Origin of the sequence: Nocardioides nanhaiensis (genome assembly GCF_039542785.1) — a bacterium.
In the GTDB taxonomy this organism is placed as follows: Bacteria; Actinomycetota; Actinomycetes; order Propionibacteriales; family Nocardioidaceae; genus Nocardioides; species Nocardioides nanhaiensis.
This window is the reverse complement of record NZ_BAABIM010000006.1, coordinates 18,208-33,942: the sequence shown is the minus strand read 5'-3', so window position 1 is coordinate 33,942 and position 15,735 is coordinate 18,208. Positions and strand designations below refer to the sequence as shown.

Annotated in this window: 12 protein-coding genes; 7 read left to right on the top strand and 5 right to left on the bottom strand. The window is 73.5% G+C overall.

What is annotated here, in order from left to right:
* Positions 1-64 precede the first annotated feature (64 nt).
* Positions 65-2,284 (bottom strand): hybrid sensor histidine kinase/response regulator, encoded by a 2,220-nt coding sequence (locus ABD948_RS21850; RefSeq protein ID WP_345273274.1) that lies wholly within the window; start codon positions 2,282-2,284, stop codon positions 65-67.
* Between the two features lie 116 nt (positions 2,285-2,400).
* On the opposite strand from ABD948_RS21850, the gene ABD948_RS21845 reads away from it, so the two are divergent.
* Both ABD948_RS21845 and ABD948_RS21840 read left to right on the top strand, forming a co-directional pair.
* Positions 2,401-3,207 (top strand): thioesterase family protein, encoded by an 807-nt coding sequence (locus ABD948_RS21845; RefSeq protein WP_345273270.1) that lies wholly within the window; start codon positions 2,401-2,403, stop codon positions 3,205-3,207.
* Between the two features lie 95 nt (positions 3,208-3,302).
* Entirely contained in the window at positions 3,303-3,533 is a 231-nt protein-coding gene (locus tag ABD948_RS21840; protein ID WP_345273263.1) for a hypothetical protein, read from the top strand.
* 10 nt (positions 3,534-3,543) lie between these two features.
* On the opposite strand, the gene ABD948_RS21835 is transcribed toward ABD948_RS21840, so the two are convergent.
* The gene (locus ABD948_RS21835; protein WP_345273259.1) at positions 3,544-5,172 is read right to left on the bottom strand and encodes a hypothetical protein; all 1,629 of its coding nucleotides are present in this window, start codon (positions 5,170-5,172) and stop codon (positions 3,544-3,546) included.
* A gap of 204 nt (positions 5,173-5,376) precedes the next feature.
* Here ABD948_RS21835 and ABD948_RS21830 point away from each other — a divergent pair, with 204 nt between their 5' ends.
* Together ABD948_RS21830 and ABD948_RS21825 are read left to right on the top strand one after the other, a co-directional pair.
* On the top strand, positions 5,377-8,478 hold the full coding sequence (locus ABD948_RS21830; protein ID WP_345273257.1) for a beta strand repeat-containing protein: 3,102 nt from the start codon (positions 5,377-5,379) through the stop codon (positions 8,476-8,478).
* 290 nt (positions 8,479-8,768) lie between these two features.
* Entirely contained in the window at positions 8,769-9,347 is a 579-nt protein-coding gene (locus ABD948_RS21825) for a hypothetical protein (RefSeq protein ID WP_345273253.1), read from the top strand.
* A 29-nt stretch (positions 9,348-9,376) separates the two neighbouring features.
* On the opposite strand, the gene ABD948_RS21820 is transcribed toward ABD948_RS21825, so the two are convergent.
* The 3 genes from ABD948_RS21820 to ABD948_RS21810 are packed head-to-tail and all read right to left on the bottom strand — an operon-like array spanning position 9,377 to position 12,532.
* Positions 9,377-10,651, bottom strand: a complete 1,275-nt coding sequence (locus tag ABD948_RS21820; protein WP_345273250.1) for an AI-2E family transporter — start codon at positions 10,649-10,651, stop codon at positions 9,377-9,379.
* A gap of 46 nt (positions 10,652-10,697) precedes the next feature.
* Complete coding sequence (locus tag ABD948_RS21815) at positions 10,698-11,804, bottom strand: hypothetical protein (protein ID WP_345273246.1); 1,107 nt, start codon at positions 11,802-11,804, stop codon at positions 10,698-10,700.
* The gene (locus ABD948_RS21810; protein ID WP_345273243.1) at positions 11,801-12,532 is read right to left on the bottom strand and encodes a (deoxy)nucleoside triphosphate pyrophosphohydrolase; all 732 of its coding nucleotides are present in this window, start codon (positions 12,530-12,532) and stop codon (positions 11,801-11,803) included. The genes ABD948_RS21815 and ABD948_RS21810 overlap by 4 nt, the downstream gene beginning before the upstream one ends.
* A gap of 25 nt (positions 12,533-12,557) precedes the next feature.
* Between ABD948_RS21810 and mshB the strand changes: the two genes are divergently transcribed.
* Genes mshB through ABD948_RS21795 form a run of 3 tightly spaced genes read left to right on the top strand, consistent with a single transcriptional unit; the run spans position 12,558 to position 15,693 of the window.
* Positions 12,558-13,472 (top strand): N-acetyl-1-D-myo-inositol-2-amino-2-deoxy-alpha-D-glucopyranoside deacetylase, encoded by a 915-nt coding sequence (mshB, locus tag ABD948_RS21805; RefSeq protein ID WP_345273238.1) that lies wholly within the window; start codon positions 12,558-12,560, stop codon positions 13,470-13,472.
* A gap of 39 nt (positions 13,473-13,511) precedes the next feature.
* Positions 13,512-13,886, top strand: a complete 375-nt coding sequence (locus tag ABD948_RS21800) for a hypothetical protein (protein WP_345273235.1) — start codon at positions 13,512-13,514, stop codon at positions 13,884-13,886.
* Positions 13,887-13,905: 19 nt separating this feature from the next.
* On the top strand, positions 13,906-15,693 hold the full coding sequence (locus ABD948_RS21795) for a VanW family protein (RefSeq protein ID WP_345273231.1): 1,788 nt from the start codon (positions 13,906-13,908) through the stop codon (positions 15,691-15,693).
* The last annotated feature ends 42 nt before the right edge of the window (positions 15,694-15,735 follow it).

The window sequence follows — 15,735 nt, the reverse complement described above, 5'->3', positions numbered from 1 at the left end:
GTCGATGTGACGGGATGGGCAGTGGGTGTCGGGGCGATCCGACGAGTTCGTGGGATCGCCGAGCTCACCGATCGATCACCGCAGGCACCCACCGGTCCAACGCGTCGGCCAGCCGGTCGAGCGCGAGCGGCTTGGGCACGTAGTCGTCCATGCCGGCCTCGAGGGCACGCTCGCGGTCGCCGTCGACCGCCCCGGCCGTCGTCGCGATGACCGGGAGGCGGGGGAGTCCGGCGGCGGCCTCGTGGGCGCGCAGGCGGGCAGTGGTCTCGTAGCCGTCGAGCACCGGCATCTGCACATCCATCAGCACCGCCACCAACGCCGCCTCCCCGGTACGGGAGCCGGCGGCCTGTAGCAGCTCCAGCGCCGCGGCACCGTCACCGGCGAGGAGCACCTCGAAGCCCAGGCGCCCCAGCATCCCCTCGGCGACGAGCTGGTTGATGTCGTTGTCGTCGACCACGAGGACGCGCCCGCGTTCCGGGGCGGGGCCGGCCGGTCCCGGCGACGGGCCCGGCGCGGTGGCCTGCGCAGCGTCCGCGGTGTCCGCCAGCACCAGCAGCGGCACGGTGACCCAGAACGTGCTGCCCGCCCCCTGCCGGGAGTCGACGCCGATCTCGCCGCCCATCGCCTCGACCAGCTGGCGGCAGATGGCCAGGCCGAGTCCGGTGCCGCCGAAGCGGCGCGTCGTCGAGGCGTCGAGCTGGGAGAACGGCTGGAAGAGACGCTCCAGGTCCTCGGACGCGATGCCGACCCCGGTGTCACGCACCTCCACGCGCACGAGCGCCCGGTCGCCCTCCCGGCCGGCGAGCGAGGCCTCGAGGCGGACCTCGCCGGCGTGGGTGAACTTGACGGCGTTGCCCGCCAGGTTGAGCAGCACCTGCCCCAGCCGCTGGGGATCGCCGAGCAGCCGCGGCGGCACGTCCTCGGCGCACGAGACGTCGAGCCGCAGCCCTCGCTCCAGCGCGACGGCGAGCACCGTGCCACGCACCCGCTCCAGCACCTCGGGCACCGAGAAGCCGATCGTCTCGAGCTCGACCCGGCCGGCCTCGAGCTTGGAGAAGTCCAGGACGTCGCCGATCACCTGTACGAGCCCGGCGCCGGCCTGCTCCAGACCCTCCACGTACTCGCGCTGGCGGGCGGTCAGCTCGGTCGCGCGCAGCAGGCCGGCGAGGCCGAGCACCCCGTTCAGAGGGGTGCGGATCTCGTGGCTGACCGTGGCGAGGAACTGCGACTTCGCTCGCGAGGCGGCGAGCGCCTCGTCACGGGCCCGGGCCAGCTCGACGGCGGCGCGGCGCTCGGCGACCAGCAGGCGCCCGGCTCGCGCGATCGTCAGCATCAGCAGGATCGTCATCCACGCGGTGGCCTCGAACGGCCGCTCCCGCCGGGTGGTCACCAGGTCGACGGCGAGCACCGGCACTGCCAGCAGGGGCAGTGCCGCGGAGGCGAGCGACACGAGCAGGTTGCCGCGCTGCGGACACGCCACCGGCGCCGCGGCCGGCAGCGCCGGCGCCCCGGGCTCGACCACCAACCGACGCCAGGTCAGGCTGGCCATCAAGGTGACGCCCAGCATCCAGCCGAGGTCGACGAGCGGCGAGTCCTCACCCGACTGCACGAGGAAGAGCAGGTCGGCCGTCAGCCAGCAGAGCACGCCCGCGCACACCCACAGCCCGGCCACGGCCCGGCTCTGCCGGGAGAGTGCGACCCGGGCCGCGAGCGCCAGCAGCACGGCGTCGCCCACGGGGTAGAGCGAGAGCACGGTGCGCTCCAGGCCGCTCAGCGCGGTGTCCGACCAGACCCCCCGCCCCACGAGCGTCCAGATCACGACGAGCGAGACCGCGAGGGCGGTCAGCAGGTCGAGCGCGACGTCGGCGTCGGGTCGACGGCGGTCGCGGGTGGGACGCAGGGTCAGCGAGCCGAGGGCGCCGACCAGTCCGACGTAGCCGAGCAGGTACCCGACGTCGGCGACCGAGACGGCGGGCACGGGGCCCTGGAGCGACTGCAGGATCCAGAACGCCTCGCCGCCGACCCAGAGCGTCAGCCCGCCGGCCATCATCGTCGACGCCGGCCGGGGCGGCGGCTGGCTCAGGGTGCCGACCCAGGCGCCGGCCACGGCGAGCACCAGGACCAGGGAGTACGCCAGGTCGTCGGGCACGAGCCAGGGCGCCGCGACGTGCACGAGCATCAGCGACGCGCTCGCGACCACCCCGCAGACCGCCCAGCCGCGGGGGACCGGCACCACCGTGAGCGCGGAGACGGCCGGGCCCTGCGAGGGCACCACCTGCGTCACTGCCACCACCTCTGACCGGCCCGCGGGGACTCGTGAGGAGTCGAGCCTAGTGCCGGTCGACCGGTCCCCGCAGGTGGTTGTGGGCGCCGACGGGAGCGCCCCCTACGCTGCGGGCCATGGCGGAGTGGGACGAGCACACCCGGGTCACCCCCGACGGCGAGGGCCGCTTCGCGGCGGAGCTGACGGCGGGCTGGAGCGTCGGGGGCGGCATCAACGGCGGGTATCAGCTGGCGGTGGTCGGCGAGGCCGTGCGCGCCGCGCTGCCCGCGCAGGCGCCGGACCCGCTCGCCGTCAGCGCCTACTACCTCTCACCCGGCACGGCGGGACCGGCGACGGTCGAGGTCGACGTGCGTCGTCAGGGCGGGCGCACCGCCACGGTGGCGGCCGACCTGGTGCAGGAGGGGCAGACCCGGATCGCGGTGCTCGCCACCTTCGGCGACCTCGGGCACGCCGCGGACGACGTCCGCACCACTGCGCCGCCGGTGGAGCTGCCGCCGCGCGAGGAGTGCGTCAGCAACAAGCTCGCGCCCGAGGAGCTGCGCACCATCGCGCCCCTGATGGACCGCTTCGAGATGCTCTTCGACCCGGCGACGGCGGGCTGGGCGATGGGTGCCCCCTCGGGCCGCGGCGAGCTGGCGGCGTGGTTCCGGCTCGTGGACGACCGCGACGCCGACCCGATCTCGCTGCTGATGGTGGCCGACGCCCTCCCCCCGGTGACCTTCGACCTGGGGCTGCCGGGCTGGGCGCCGACCATCGAGCTGACGGTGCACGTGCGGGCCCGGCCCGCGCCGGGGTGGCTGCGGGTGCGGCACGCCACCCGCAACGTGGCGGGCGGGATGTTCGAGGAGGACTGCGAGATCTGGGACTCCGCCGGTCGGCTCGTGGCGCAGTCGCGGCAGCTGGCGAGGCTGCCGCGAGGCTGACCCCGCACGCCACGCGGCCACCGTTCGCAGGCTCCTGCGAGCGAGGTCACAGCGACCGCGGGTAACACTCATCGGTGCACGGTCGTTCACCCAGCATGTCCCCCCACATCTCCCTGGACCAGGCGCGTGAGGTCGCGCTCCGACTCGCTCCCGCCGACGGCCGCACGGTGCGCTTCACCGCCGACGGCTCCCTCGTCCCGACCATCCCCGCCGTCGAGCAGGCCCTCGAGAGGGCGGGTCGTCAGGTCTTCGCGTGCGCCCGCGTGGGCGGCTCGGTGCAGGTGACCCAGGTGCTGCCGCACGCCGAGGTGCGTCCCGCCGCCTGAGGCCCGATCGTCAGCCGGGCGTGACGACGTCGTCGTCGTGCAGGCTCGGCCCCGACCGCAGCCACCACCGCGCGGCCGGCGCCATCGGGCTCTCGCTGGTGGCGGCCTGCTGCAGGCAGGGGTGTCCGGCCATGCCGAGCGCGAAGACGGCGGCGTGCTGCTCCTCGGCGCTGCTGCGCGGGTCGCAGGCGCTCTGCACGAGCGCGGCTGCGTCGCCGTCGCGCAGCGGCCCGTGGCACAGGCCCAGGGTCAGCAGGGCGCGGGGGCGCAGCTCGTCGCGACGTTCGCGCAGGGCCGCGGTGGCCACGGTCTCGCGGTCGACGACGTGCCCGAGTCGGCGCAGCGTCGACCACGCCATGGCCGCCACCTGGGTGTCGGGGTCGGTGGTCAGCTCGAGCAGGGCGCGGCCCACGGCCCGTGCGTAGGGGCTCAGCGAGAGCGTGACGGCGGCGAGGTGGCGCCGCTCGCGCTGGGTGTGGAACAGCGCCTCGCGCACCAGCCGGCGCAGCATCAGGTCCGGGTCGTGCGCCGTGCGGCCGAGTGCCGCCTCGGCGAAGGTCGCGACCCCCTCGGCGACGATGCGGCACAGGTCCGCGTCGCCGATCTCACGCTGGGTGCGGGCGCGCAGGAGCACCCGCTTGCTGCGAGGCTCGGGGACGGCGGAGTGCAGCCGAGCGAAGGCCTCCTCGGAGACCTGGCCCACCAGGTCGAGCACGTCGATGCGGCGGCCGACGTCGTCGATGCGCCGGAGCTCGTAGCCCACGAACCGCTCGAGCGCGTCGGCTCGCGTGCCGGTGAAGACGCCCTGCGAGGCCAGGCTGCCGGCCACCTCGGCGGCCCCCCGGCGCAGCAGCCCGTTCTCGCTGCCGAGCAGACGCAGCACGAGCTCGGCGGCGGGCTCGTCGCCGACGACGCGCAGCAGCGCGAGCGCCGGGACCATGTTCTGGGCGTCGGGGTCGGTGACGAACTCGCCCACCTGGCGGCTCAGGTGCGCGCGGGCGCGCGGGTGCGCGATGAGCAGTGACGCCGCCTCGAAGCGGCGCAGCATCGCGACGCCGCCGGAGCGGGTCAGCTCGGAGACCAGCGTGCCCGTCACGCGCTGCCAGGTGTCGGGGTGCACGTAGACCCGGTCGGTGCGGGCCAGGCCGGTGGCCAGGTGCAGCCACTCGCCGCCGGTGGCGCGCCCGGCCTCGACGGCGGCGAACAGCTCGTCGAGGCGGGCGTGGTCGACGTTCTCGGCGGCGTCGGAGAGCGAGGCGCTGCGCCCCGAGGTGCGCCGCAGCAGCCGGTCGAGGGAGGCGATGGCGCCGTCGGGCAGCCCGAGGAGTCGCTCGTAGGCGGCGAGCACCGGCTCCGGGATGCGCAGCCGGGCGGACTCCCAGCGGCTGACCCGCGAGCTGTCGGCCGAGACGCCCTCGGCCTGCAGAGCGGCGATGAACGGCTCGCGCGCCGAGAGCCGGGCGTCGGGGGAGAGCAGCCGGTTGGTGGCCAGCACCCACGCCAGGCGGCGCCCGGGGTCGATGGTCGGTGAGCCGAGCTCGTTCGGCTCGACCGGCAGCGCCTGCGGTCGCCCGCGCGGTCGCCCCCGTGCTTCGTCGGCGACCGACAGGTGTCCCCGCCGGCTCGCATGCTGCTGCATCCCCATGAGCCCCATGTATTCCACATTTGTTGTCGCTGCGTGACGTAGATGACAACAAATCCGGTGCGGTCTTGTCCAGACGTAATGCTCACGATCGTCCCGGGGCCTCACTGTGCCACGGGCGTGGGGCCCCCGTCCGGTGGCTCCGCCACACGGCGCCTGGCAACGGCGCCGTTGACATCGGAACACTCCGAAGGGACAAGAATGACTCGCAGCGGCAGCATCAAGCGCGGCCTGGCGGTTTCCGCCATCGCCGCACTCGCGGTGACGGGGCTCCCCTCCACCGCCAGCGCGATCCCGGCGAACGCGCAGTTCGCCACCGTCACCCTCCTCAGCCAGTCCACCGGCGAGGCCTCCGTCAAGAACGACGGCACCGACACCACCGTCCGCCTCCAGGCCGCGGCCCCCGCGACCGTCGGCTCGGTGACCTTCAGCTACACCATCGCCGGCGGCACCCCGCAGACGATCACCACGGTGGCCGCGCGCAACGACGACGGCACCTTCTCCTTCGAGTGGACCGTTCCCGCGGCCATCGTCGGCGCCTCCGTCACCCTCACGGTGTCCGGCACGCCCTCCGGTGGCGTCGCCCAGACCGACACGCAGCTGGTGGACATCAACGCCGCCGGTGCGCCGGTCGAGTCGGTCAACCTGAGCACCGCCTCGGCTGCCGGCGTCTTCGCCGTGCCGGGCGGCGGCCCGCAGAACGTCATCGTTCCCGGGACCACCTCCAACACGTCGGGCACCGTGACGATCAACCGCCGCGACCAGGCAGGCGTCGTGACCCACACCACCGACGCCACCATCGAGGCCCCCACCGGCGCCACGACCGGCACGTTCCGCGGCGTCCTCGACATCACCGGCTACCAGTTCGGCGGCACCAACGAGCTCGTGCTCGAGGCCGTCAACGGCAGCGATGACGTCGAGTCCTACACCCTCTACAACCAGGTCATCACCACGGTCGAGGCCGTCGCCGAGGACGCCCAGGTTCCGGCTGGCCAGAGCACCGACGTCACCGTGACCGTCGAGGACCAGAACGGGAACCCGATCGCCGGCGCCGACGTGCGTGACGGCAACGGCAACTTCATCGACACCACCGACGAGAACGGCCAGGTCGAGACCACCCAGGGTGCGGGCACCACGTTCTACTACGCCAACGCCGACGCGCTTCCCGCGTTCAGCGCGACCGCCGGCGACAAGCGCTCCGCCGACGTCACCGTGGGCTCCTTCGCCCCGGTGGCCACCGCCTTCACGGCCACCTCGGCCGACGGCGCGGCCTTCGACCGCGACGAGAACGCGCTCGGTGACATCGTGGTCCAGCTGCGCAACCAGAACGGCGGCCCGATCGCGGCGCCCGCCGGCCAGACGGTGCAGTACTACTGGCAGATCACGCCGTTCGACGGCAGCGCCCCGGTGCGCGTGCCTGCCGGCACCGCCACCACCCCGGCCACCGAGAACGCCAGCGCGACTCCGGGCGACTACAACGTGGTCCTGCCTGCCGGTGAGAAGTCGGGCTCCTACGAGCTGTTCGTCTCGCTGACCGACAACGTGGGCACCCCGGCTGACGACGGCATCGACGCCGCCAGCGTCCTGACCGTCAAGGTCGGCGACGCCGCCATCACCACCACCCCGGCCGGTGACCAGAACGCCGCCCCCGGTGGCGAGGTCTCCGTGACCGGCAAGGTGGCGCTCGAGGACGGCACCGGCCTGCCCGGCCGCACCGTGACCGCTGACTTCACGCAGGGCACCATCGGCACCGACACCGCCAAGGACGCCGGCCTTGTGCTGACCGGCGGCGGCGTGGGCGCGAACCGCACCTACACCACCGGCGCGGACGGCACCTTCACTGCGGTCATCGACGACCCGGCCGAGACCCCCCAGGGCAGCGAGGTGGGTGGCGAGGTCGTCTTCGACACCACGTTCACCGACGCCACCGCTCCGAAGGGTGTCGACTTCCCGCTGGCCGGCGTGCCGACCGGTGCGGTCACCAACGTCGTCATCACCGACACGACGGGCAAGCCCGGCGAGGTCGAGGGTGGCACCGTCGAGGTCGACGCCGACCCGAACACCGCGGGCGTGCAGGCTGTCCCCGGTGTGGCCGTCACCCTGACGATCGACGAGGGCTACTTCACCGACGGCGAGGAGAGCCCCACCCCGGTCGTGGGTCAGGACGCGGGCGGCTTCACCGACCTTGGCCAGGAGATCACGGTCGTCACCGACGCCGCTGGTCAGGCGACCTTCCAGATCGCGATCGCCCGCAACGAGGGCTTCGACGACGACGGTCAGGTCACCGGCACGGTCACGGCCAATGGTGACTCCGACACCATCACCTGGGACTCCTCCAACCCGCTGAACGGCGGCGAGGTGCAGCTGGTGCTGGCCCCCGAGGCCGAGCAGGACGGCCCGACCGACCCGGCTCCCACCGGCAGCGACGTGGAGTACGACGTGTACACCACCGACCAGTTCGGCAACCGCGTGGGCGGCGAGACCGTCGACCTCACCGAGGACGGCGACGACGCTGATCTGTCGACGATGTCGGTCCAGTCCGACTTCGACGACGACGGCGACTTCTCGATCTCCTCCTCCGAGGACGACGAGGTCACGATCACCGCGACCTGGAACGCCCCCTTCACCGAGTACACCAACGTGGCTGGCGCGACCACCAGTGGCTTCCGAGACCTCACCGACACCGTCGAGCAGGTCTTCGCGGACTTCGACCTGGCGGCTGCGGACATCACCCTCACGGGCAACCCGGAGACCCAGCAGATCGTCAACCGCGCGGTCCTCGAGACCCTCACGGTGGTCGACGAGTTCGGCAACCCGGTCCAGGGCCTGCAGGTGACCTTCACACGCACCGGTCCCGGCGTGGTCTCCGAGTCCGTCACCCGTTTCACCAACGCGAACGGCGTCGCCCAGTACGCCTTCGTCGGTGGCGCTGCCGGCACCGCGACCATCCTGGCCGAGGTGACCGATGGTTCGCAGGTCCAGACCGTGACCGACACCGTCACGTTCGTCCCTGACGAGCCGACGCGTGTGCCCGTGGACGTGAACGTGGGGGGGCGCAACCAGAACGCGCGCACCGACCGGGTCGTCGTCCGGACTGACCCGGCCGCTCCGAACGCCGTTGTGCAGCTGTTCCGCAAGGGCAACAACGGTCTGGTCCGCGTCGGTGTCAAGCGCCTTACCCGGGTCGGCTTCGCCGCCTTCCAGGTGCGCGACGTCAACGGCAACCGCGCGACGAAGTACATCGCCCGCGTTGGGGAGACTCGCACCACGCTGCGTTCGCGCGGCAACGGTCGCGTCAACTGACAGACGCATGACGGAGGGCTCCGGGCCGGCCTCGTGTCGGCCCGGGGTCACCCGCCCCCGGAGCTCGTGACCGCCCGCCCTCGCTGAGGGGCCGGCGGGAGCGGCCCCACAGCTCCACCGCCCGACCGGGCGTTCTCCTTCACAGGAACACAGACGCGGTCCGGGCCATCCCCAGTTGTCGCTGCCGCGGGATGGCTCGGACCGCTTGTCATTCACCCTAGAGGCAACACGCCGGATGTGTTCACCGGACCCTCGAACGAGCAGGGGCGTCGGCGATCTACAGTCGGTTGATGCGATCCACGACCGTGCTCCCACGTACCACCCGGCGCCCCGTGCGCCGCACCCTCTCGGCCACCGCCGCGTTGTGCTTGGCCCTCTCGCTGGCCGCCTGCAGCGGCGACGACGATGAGTCCGACTCGCCGTCGGAAGATGGTTCGTCCAGTGCCACCGGCGGCTTCGACGAGGCGGCCGAGGAGGCTCCCGGCGCCCCGGAGCGCCGGTGCACGGCCACCGTGGAGCTCACCGGAGCCGTCGAGTCGAGCTGGTCCGGCAAGGCGCTGGCGCGGCTGCGCGCAGACACCGACACCGGCAGCGGGCCCGACGCCGTGTACACGACGACCAACAAGCGTGAGCAGCTCTCCGTGTACAGCGCCGGGGAGGAGTTCGAGAACGCCGTCACCTACACCCGCGGCAACCAGACCTTCTCCGCGGACCCCGCGCTCCTCGCGGACGCCGCCATCGAGACCAACGGCAAGTCGGCCACGGTCGACGTCGCGCTCAACAACGTGCAAGGCGATGAGGCGAACGTCGTCGCCGAGATCACCTGCGGCAACGGCGGCGGCAAGAAGAAGAACAACAACGACGGCTGACCCTCAGCCCACGCAGGAGAAGCAGGGCCTCACCGATCGGCGGGAGGCGCGGAGCGGCCGGTGCCGCTCTCCGCGCCCCCGCCGTTCGTCGTCTCCGAGTCCGCGTCGTCGCGCTCCGCGGCCTGCTCGCGCTCCTCGGCCCGCGCCTCGGCAACCTCGTCGGCCGCCTGCTGGACCGTCGGCTCGACCTGGTCGGCGCGCTCCGGCTCCTCGGCGGCCTCGCGGATGGTCTCGTCGAGCGAGCGCAGGATGACGGCGGCGACGGCCGCGGCCGGCACGGCCAGGAACGCGCCGATGATGCCGAACAGCGTGGAGGCCAGCGCCACCGAGAGCAGCACCACCGCGGGGTGCAGCTGCATGCTGCGCGACTGCAGGAGGGGCGAGAGCACGTTGCCCTCGAACTGCTGCACCAGCACGATCACCACGAGCATGATCAGCGCGCCGTTGACGCCCACCGACACCAGCGCCACCAGCACCGCGACGCCGCCAGCCACGAAGGCGCCGGCGATCGGGATGAAGCCCGCGGCGAAGGTGAGGATGGCCAGCGGTATGGCCAGCGGCACCCCCACGAAGAGCAGGGCGGCGCCGATCAGGACGGCGTCGATCAGGCTCACCAGTGCCTGGGTGCGCACGAAGCCACCCAGGGTCGACCAGCAGCGGCCCAGCACCACGGTCAGGTGCGTGCCGGCCTGCTGACCGGCGAGGCGGCCCACCCACGGCAGGAACGCGTGGCCGTCCTTGAGGAACAGGAAGCTCAGCACCACCGCGAGCACGACGGTCACCAGACCCGACCCGACCGCTCCGATGCCGGTCAGCACGCCGTTGGCGATGGTGCTGCCGTTGGTGCCGAGCAGGTCCTGCACCTGCTGGATCAGGCTGTCGATCTGGCCGGCGGTGACGAACTCGCTCTCCTGCACCCAGTCCTGCAGCTTCTGCAGGCCCGCGGAGGTGTCGCTGACGATGTCACTCGACTGCCCGGCCACCGAGGGAGCGATGGCGAAGCCGATGCCGATCAGCGCCGCGAAGAAGGTGAGCAGCGTCGTGGCGGCGGCCAGGCCGCGCGGGAACCGCAGCCGCCGGTGGAGAGCATCGCTCACCGGCTGTAGCACCGTGGTGAACAGCAGCGCCAGCAGCACCGGCAGCAGGATCGACCAGGTCAGCCGGATCACCTGCCCCAGCACCCACAGGCCGGCGGCGAGCACGAGCAGCCGCAGCACCCAGCGCGAGGTCCACGCCAGGCCGCGGCCGATGGCCTTCTCGCGGCTGGGCTGGCGCGGCGGCGTGACGGCGTCGGCGTGGCTCATGGGGACCACCATGTCACCAACCGGGACGCGACGGCGCCGCCTGCGCTCACCCCCGCGGGTGACGCCGCTCGAACCAGCGGCGCCGCATCGCGAAGACCCAGCGGCGACGGGGGTGCTCGGAGACCGACCACAGCTCGTCGGTGCCCGGCCAGTAGCTGATGTCCTCCACGCCCATCGGCGTCGCCCACCGGTGCTGGTGCAGGCGCTCGCCGGGGGTGCCGGTCCACACGGAGCCGGGCCCCCACGGGCCGTGCGACGTCGTCACGTGCCAGCGCCCCTGCGCGACGACGGCGCCCTGCATCTGCGCCACGCCCTCGGCGAGCAGCTCGGGTCGGGCGGCGCCGTCGGGGCCCGTGCCGGGGAGCCCCGAGGAGGGGTCGAGCGGGAACCGCGCGAGCCGGCGGCTGCGGTCGCCCTGCGAGCCGCGTGCGTACTCGCCGGCCACCAGCGCCGGTGGGTCGGAGGCGCGGTCGAGGGAGAGGAAGGAGTAGCGCAGTGGCTCGGCGCCCTCAGCGGCCTGCGCGCGGTAGGAGAACCGCACCGGCAGCACGTAGCGGTACCCGGCCAGCGGCCAGTCGTCGCTGCGCGCCAGCGCGTCCGGCACACGCAGCAGGTCGTCGGTGTGACAGGTGTGGAAGCCCCGGCCCGTGGCGGCCACGTGCAGGTGCGGGCCGTGCCACACGAGGCCGCCGGCGTGCACCCGCAGCGGCGCGAGCGTCGGCTCTGCGCCGTCCTTGCCCGCGACCACCCGCGCCAGCAGCACGTGCCGGTAGCGGCGGGAATCCAGGTCCAGCAGCGTGACCCGGGAGCCCTGCCCGCCCTTCGGGTCACCCGGGAGCTGCTTGGCGTACCAGGCCACCGCCACCAGCCGCCGCCCCTCCACCCGTCCGCTCGGGTCGGCGTCGCCCGAGGTGGTGACGCCCTGCGGCCACCAGCGCTCGTCGCGGCGGTCGGTGGCGTCGAAGGTGTAGGCGCGGTGGACGGCGCGCGCCGGCAGCCAGGTGCGGCGGGCCCGCCGGTCGAGGTCGCCGAGCAGGGTGCCCAGCGGCACCCGGCCCCCGCCGTCTCGGGCCAGCCGTGCCGCGACGGCGTCGATGGCGGCTGTCTGGTCCCCGGTCGGTTCGAGGTGGACAGCGTCGCGGGCCGCGCTCACCCCGGCTGCCCGCCCGGTCGCTTCGGCGCCTTCGGCAGCCGCAGCGGGATCACCGGCGCGACCGGCTCCTCCTCGACGTCGAGCCACCCGTCGAACTCGTCGACCAGCGTGTCGAGCACCAGCTCCGGCGCGTCGCTGACCACCGCCCAGGGGTGGTCCTCGTCGTCGTCCTCGCCGGAGAGTCGCTCGCGCAGCACCTCGGCGTCGTACCCGCCGGTGCGCAGCCGCGCGGCGACGCTGCGCGCCGCCTCCTCGCTGAAGAAGATGCCCCTCATCGGGCCGAGTATGGCCACCACCCGCGCGAGCTGGGGCAGGAAGGGTCGGTCGGCCTCGAGCCAGTCGACGACGCCGAGCGACTCCGGGGGCAGCCAGCCCGTCGCCGTGTGCTCGGTCAGCTGCGGGTCGCCCTCGCGGGCGCGCACCACGGCCACCCTCAGCTGCAGGCGCCGCCCGTCCCCGGTGGTGATCGGCGAGGCGCCGTCGAGCCAGCCCACCCGGGTGATGTTCAGCCGCAGCTCCTCGGTGAGCTCGCGCTCGAGCGCGGCCTCGGGGGTCTCGCCGGGCTCGACCTTGCCGCCGGGCAGCTCCCAGCGTCCGGCTGCCGCGGCGGGGCCGCTGCGCTGCGCGCTCAGCACCCGGCCGTCGCGGACGACGGCGGCGCCCACCACCAGCGGCAGGCCGTCCGTCCCGTCGTTGCCGCCGTCGTCCACGCCTCGCACCAGTCTCACGAACGCTGACCGTACGCTCGTGCCCATGAGCCAGACACCCGAGCAGCGCCTCCTGCTCGTGCACGCGCACCCCGACGACGAGTCGATCGGCCAGGGCGCCACCATGGCGCGCTACGTCGCCGAGGGGCGCGGCGTCACCCTGGTCACCTGCACGGCAGGCGAGATGGGCGAGGTGCTGGTGCCCGAGCTGGCCCACCTGGCCTACGAGCAGCAGGGCGGGCTGGGCGAGCACCGGCGCGGCGAGATCGCCGAGGCGATGAAGCTGCTCGGCGTCACCGACCACCGCTGGCTCGGCGGCTTCGGTCGCTACCACGACTCCGGGATGGCCTGGCACGCCGACGGGCACGCCGTCATCGGCGAGCAGGTGCCCGAGAACGCCTTCTGGTTGGCCGACCTGACCGAGGCCGCCACCCACCTGGTGGAGGTGATCCGCGAGGTGCGGCCCCAGGTGATGGTCACCTACGACGAGTTCGGCGGCTACGGCCACCCCGACCACATCCAGGCCCACCGGGTGGCCACCTACGGCGCGGCGCTCGCCGCCGTCCCCTCCTACCGCCGCGACCTCGGCGAGGCGTGGCAGATCAGCAAGGTCTACTGGGGCGCGATGTCGGCCTCCCGGATGCGCGCGAGCCTGCGCCGCCTGCGCGAGGCGGGCGACACGACCACCTTCGAGGGCATGGACCCCGACGGCCCGCTCCCGCCGTTCGTCTGCGCCGACGAGGACCTCGCCGCCGTCGTCGACGGCTCCGAGTACGTGGAGAAGAAGATGGCCGCGCTCGCCGCGCACGCCACCCAGATCACCACCGACGGTCCGTTCTTCGCGCTCTCCAACAACCAGGGCAGCACCGTGTGGGGCTCGGAGTTCTTCCGCCTGGCCCAGGGCACCCCTGGTCCGGTGGGGCCCGAGGGACTCGAGACCGACCTGTTCGCCGGTCTCTGAGCGCCCGCCCGACCGCCACAGCCACAGCCACCGCCACCGATGAGGACGACGACGCCGCTGCGGCTGCTGGGCGTGCTCGGGCTGCTGGTGGCCGGCGTCGTGGTGGGCACCGCGGCAGTGCTGCTGCACGGCCTGTGGTGGGGCTTCGCGCTGGCGCTGGCGACCGGCGTCGCGAGCGTGCTCGCGCTGCCGCCGGGGCTGGCGACCCGTGTCCCCTTCGCGGGCGGGTGGACCCTCGCCGTCGTCGTGCTGATGCTGCCCCGGGCCGAGGGCGACTACCTGGTGGGCGGCGACCTGCGCGGCTACGGCGTCCTCGGATTCACCGCGGCCCTGCTGCTGCTGGCGATGGCCACGGTGCCGGCTCGCGGACGCGGCGCATCCGCCGGCGCCGCCGATGCGGCCCCACCCCGGTAGCGCTCCTTACCATGGGGTCGTGAACCTCTTCGACACCAACGAGCAGACCGCGGTGCCGGCCGACGACGCGCCCAAGCGGGAGCGCCCCGGAGGTCGGGCGGTCGCGTTCGTCGTGCTCGGCCTGGGGGTGCTCGTCGGGGGCGCTTGGACCGCCGCGTACCTCGTGGCCGGCGACAAGGTGCCGCGCGGCACCACGGTGGCCGGCGTCGAGGTGGGCGGCCGCGAGGCCGACGCCGCCGCGGTCGCGCTCGAGGAGGGCCTGGCCGAGCGGGTGGCCGAGCCGCTCGAGCTCGACGTCGAGGGCCGCAGTGTCGAGCTGGACCCGGCGCAGGTGGGGCTGAGCGTCGACTACGCCGCCTCGGTGGCCGAGGCCGGCGGCGAGCGCACCTGGAACCCGGGCCGGTTGTGGAACTACTTCACGGGCGGCGACGACCTGCCGGCCGTCGTCGACCTCGACATCGCCGCCTACGAGCGCACCCTCGAGCGCCTGAACGGGCGTCTGGGTACAGAGCCGGTCGACGGCGCCGTCAGCTTCACCTCCGGCCGCCCCGAGATCACCGAGCCCGAGCCCGGCAGCGGCCTCGACGACGCTTCCACCGCGCAGGCGCTGCGCGAGGCGGTGGTCTCCGAGGAGCGCACCGTCACGCTCGGCCTCAGCGAGGTGCAGCCCGACATCGACGAGGCCGACTTGGACGCCGCCCGCGAGGAGTTCGTCAACCCGGCCATGTCGGGCCCGGTGACGCTGGTGTTCGGCGGCTCCGAGGTGCAGTTGCGCCCGGCCCAGTTCGCGCCGGCGCTGCTGCTCGAGCCGCAGGACGGCGTCCTGGTGCCGGGCCTCGACCAGACCGCGCTCGACGCGATGGTCGAGGGCGTCACCTCCGAGGCCGACAGCCCGGTGGACGCCACCGTCCGGCTGGTCAACGACAAGCCCCGCGTCGTCCCCGGCAAGCCCGGCGTCACCTACGAGCCCGGCGCCGTCGCGTCGGTCTTCCTCGACCTCGTGACCGCCGCCGAGGGCGAGCGCTCCGCCGAGGTCGAGGCCACCGTGCAGGAGCCGGAGTTCACCACCGAGGACGCCCGGGCCCTCGGCATCCGGCGCAAGATCGCCGAGTTCGAGACCTACTTCCCCTACGCGGAGTACCGCAACACCAACATCGGTCGCGCCGGCGAGCTGGCCAACGGCACCGTGCTCAAGCCGGGTGAGATCTTCTCGATGAACGAGGTCGTGGGGGAGCGCACCGAGGAGAACGGATTCGTGCCCGGCTTCGTGATCAGCGACGGCATCTTCCGCGAGGACCTCGGCGGCGGCGTCTCGCAGATGGCCACGACCCTCTACAACGCCGGCTTCTTCGCCGGCTTCGAGGACGTCGAGCACAAGCCGCACTCCTTCTACATCGACCGCTACCCGGTCGGCCGCGAGGCCACGGTGGTCTTCGGCGTGCTCGACATGCGCTTTCGCAACAACACCGACCACGGCGCGCTCGTGGAGGTGGAGGTGACCCCCTCGACGCCGTCGAGCCAGGGCGTCGCGCGCGTGGCGATCTGGTCGACCAAGACCTGGGACATCACCACCCGCACCTCCGAGCGCTACAACTACATCGGCCCGGGCACCCGCACCCTCGACACCCCCGACTGCTACCCCAACGCGGGGTACTCGGGCTTCTCCGTCGACGTCTTCCGCTACTTCTCCCGGCCGGGCAGCGACGAGGTCGTCAAGGAGGAGAAGATCCACACCGACTACACGCCCTCCGACACCGTCATCTGCCGTCCGCCGGGCAGCCTGAGCGGTGGGGGCGCGGCCGGCTGAGGCACGGCTGCGGGGGTGGCGGTGCGTGAGCCACCGAATGAC

Coding starts and splice junctions, on each gene's coding strand:
- ABD948_RS21825 (WP_345273253.1), top strand. CDS start 8,769: ATGCGATCCACGACCGTGCTCCCACGTACCACCCGGCGCCCCGTGCGC.
- ABD948_RS21830 (WP_345273257.1), top strand. CDS start 5,377: ATGACTCGCAGCGGCAGCATCAAGCGCGGCCTGGCGGTTTCCGCCATC.
- ABD948_RS21845 (WP_345273270.1), top strand. CDS start 2,401: ATGGCGGAGTGGGACGAGCACACCCGGGTCACCCCCGACGGCGAGGGC.
- mshB (WP_345273238.1), top strand. CDS start 12,558: ATGAGCCAGACACCCGAGCAGCGCCTCCTGCTCGTGCACGCGCACCCC.
- ABD948_RS21820 (WP_345273250.1), bottom strand. CDS start 10,651: ATGAGCCACGCCGACGCCGTCACGCCGCCGCGCCAGCCCAGCCGCGAG.
- ABD948_RS21840 (WP_345273263.1), top strand. CDS start 3,303: ATGTCCCCCCACATCTCCCTGGACCAGGCGCGTGAGGTCGCGCTCCGA.
- ABD948_RS21835 (WP_345273259.1), bottom strand. CDS start 5,172: ATGCAGCAGCATGCGAGCCGGCGGGGACACCTGTCGGTCGCCGACGAA.
- ABD948_RS21800 (WP_345273235.1), top strand. CDS start 13,512: ATGAGGACGACGACGCCGCTGCGGCTGCTGGGCGTGCTCGGGCTGCTG.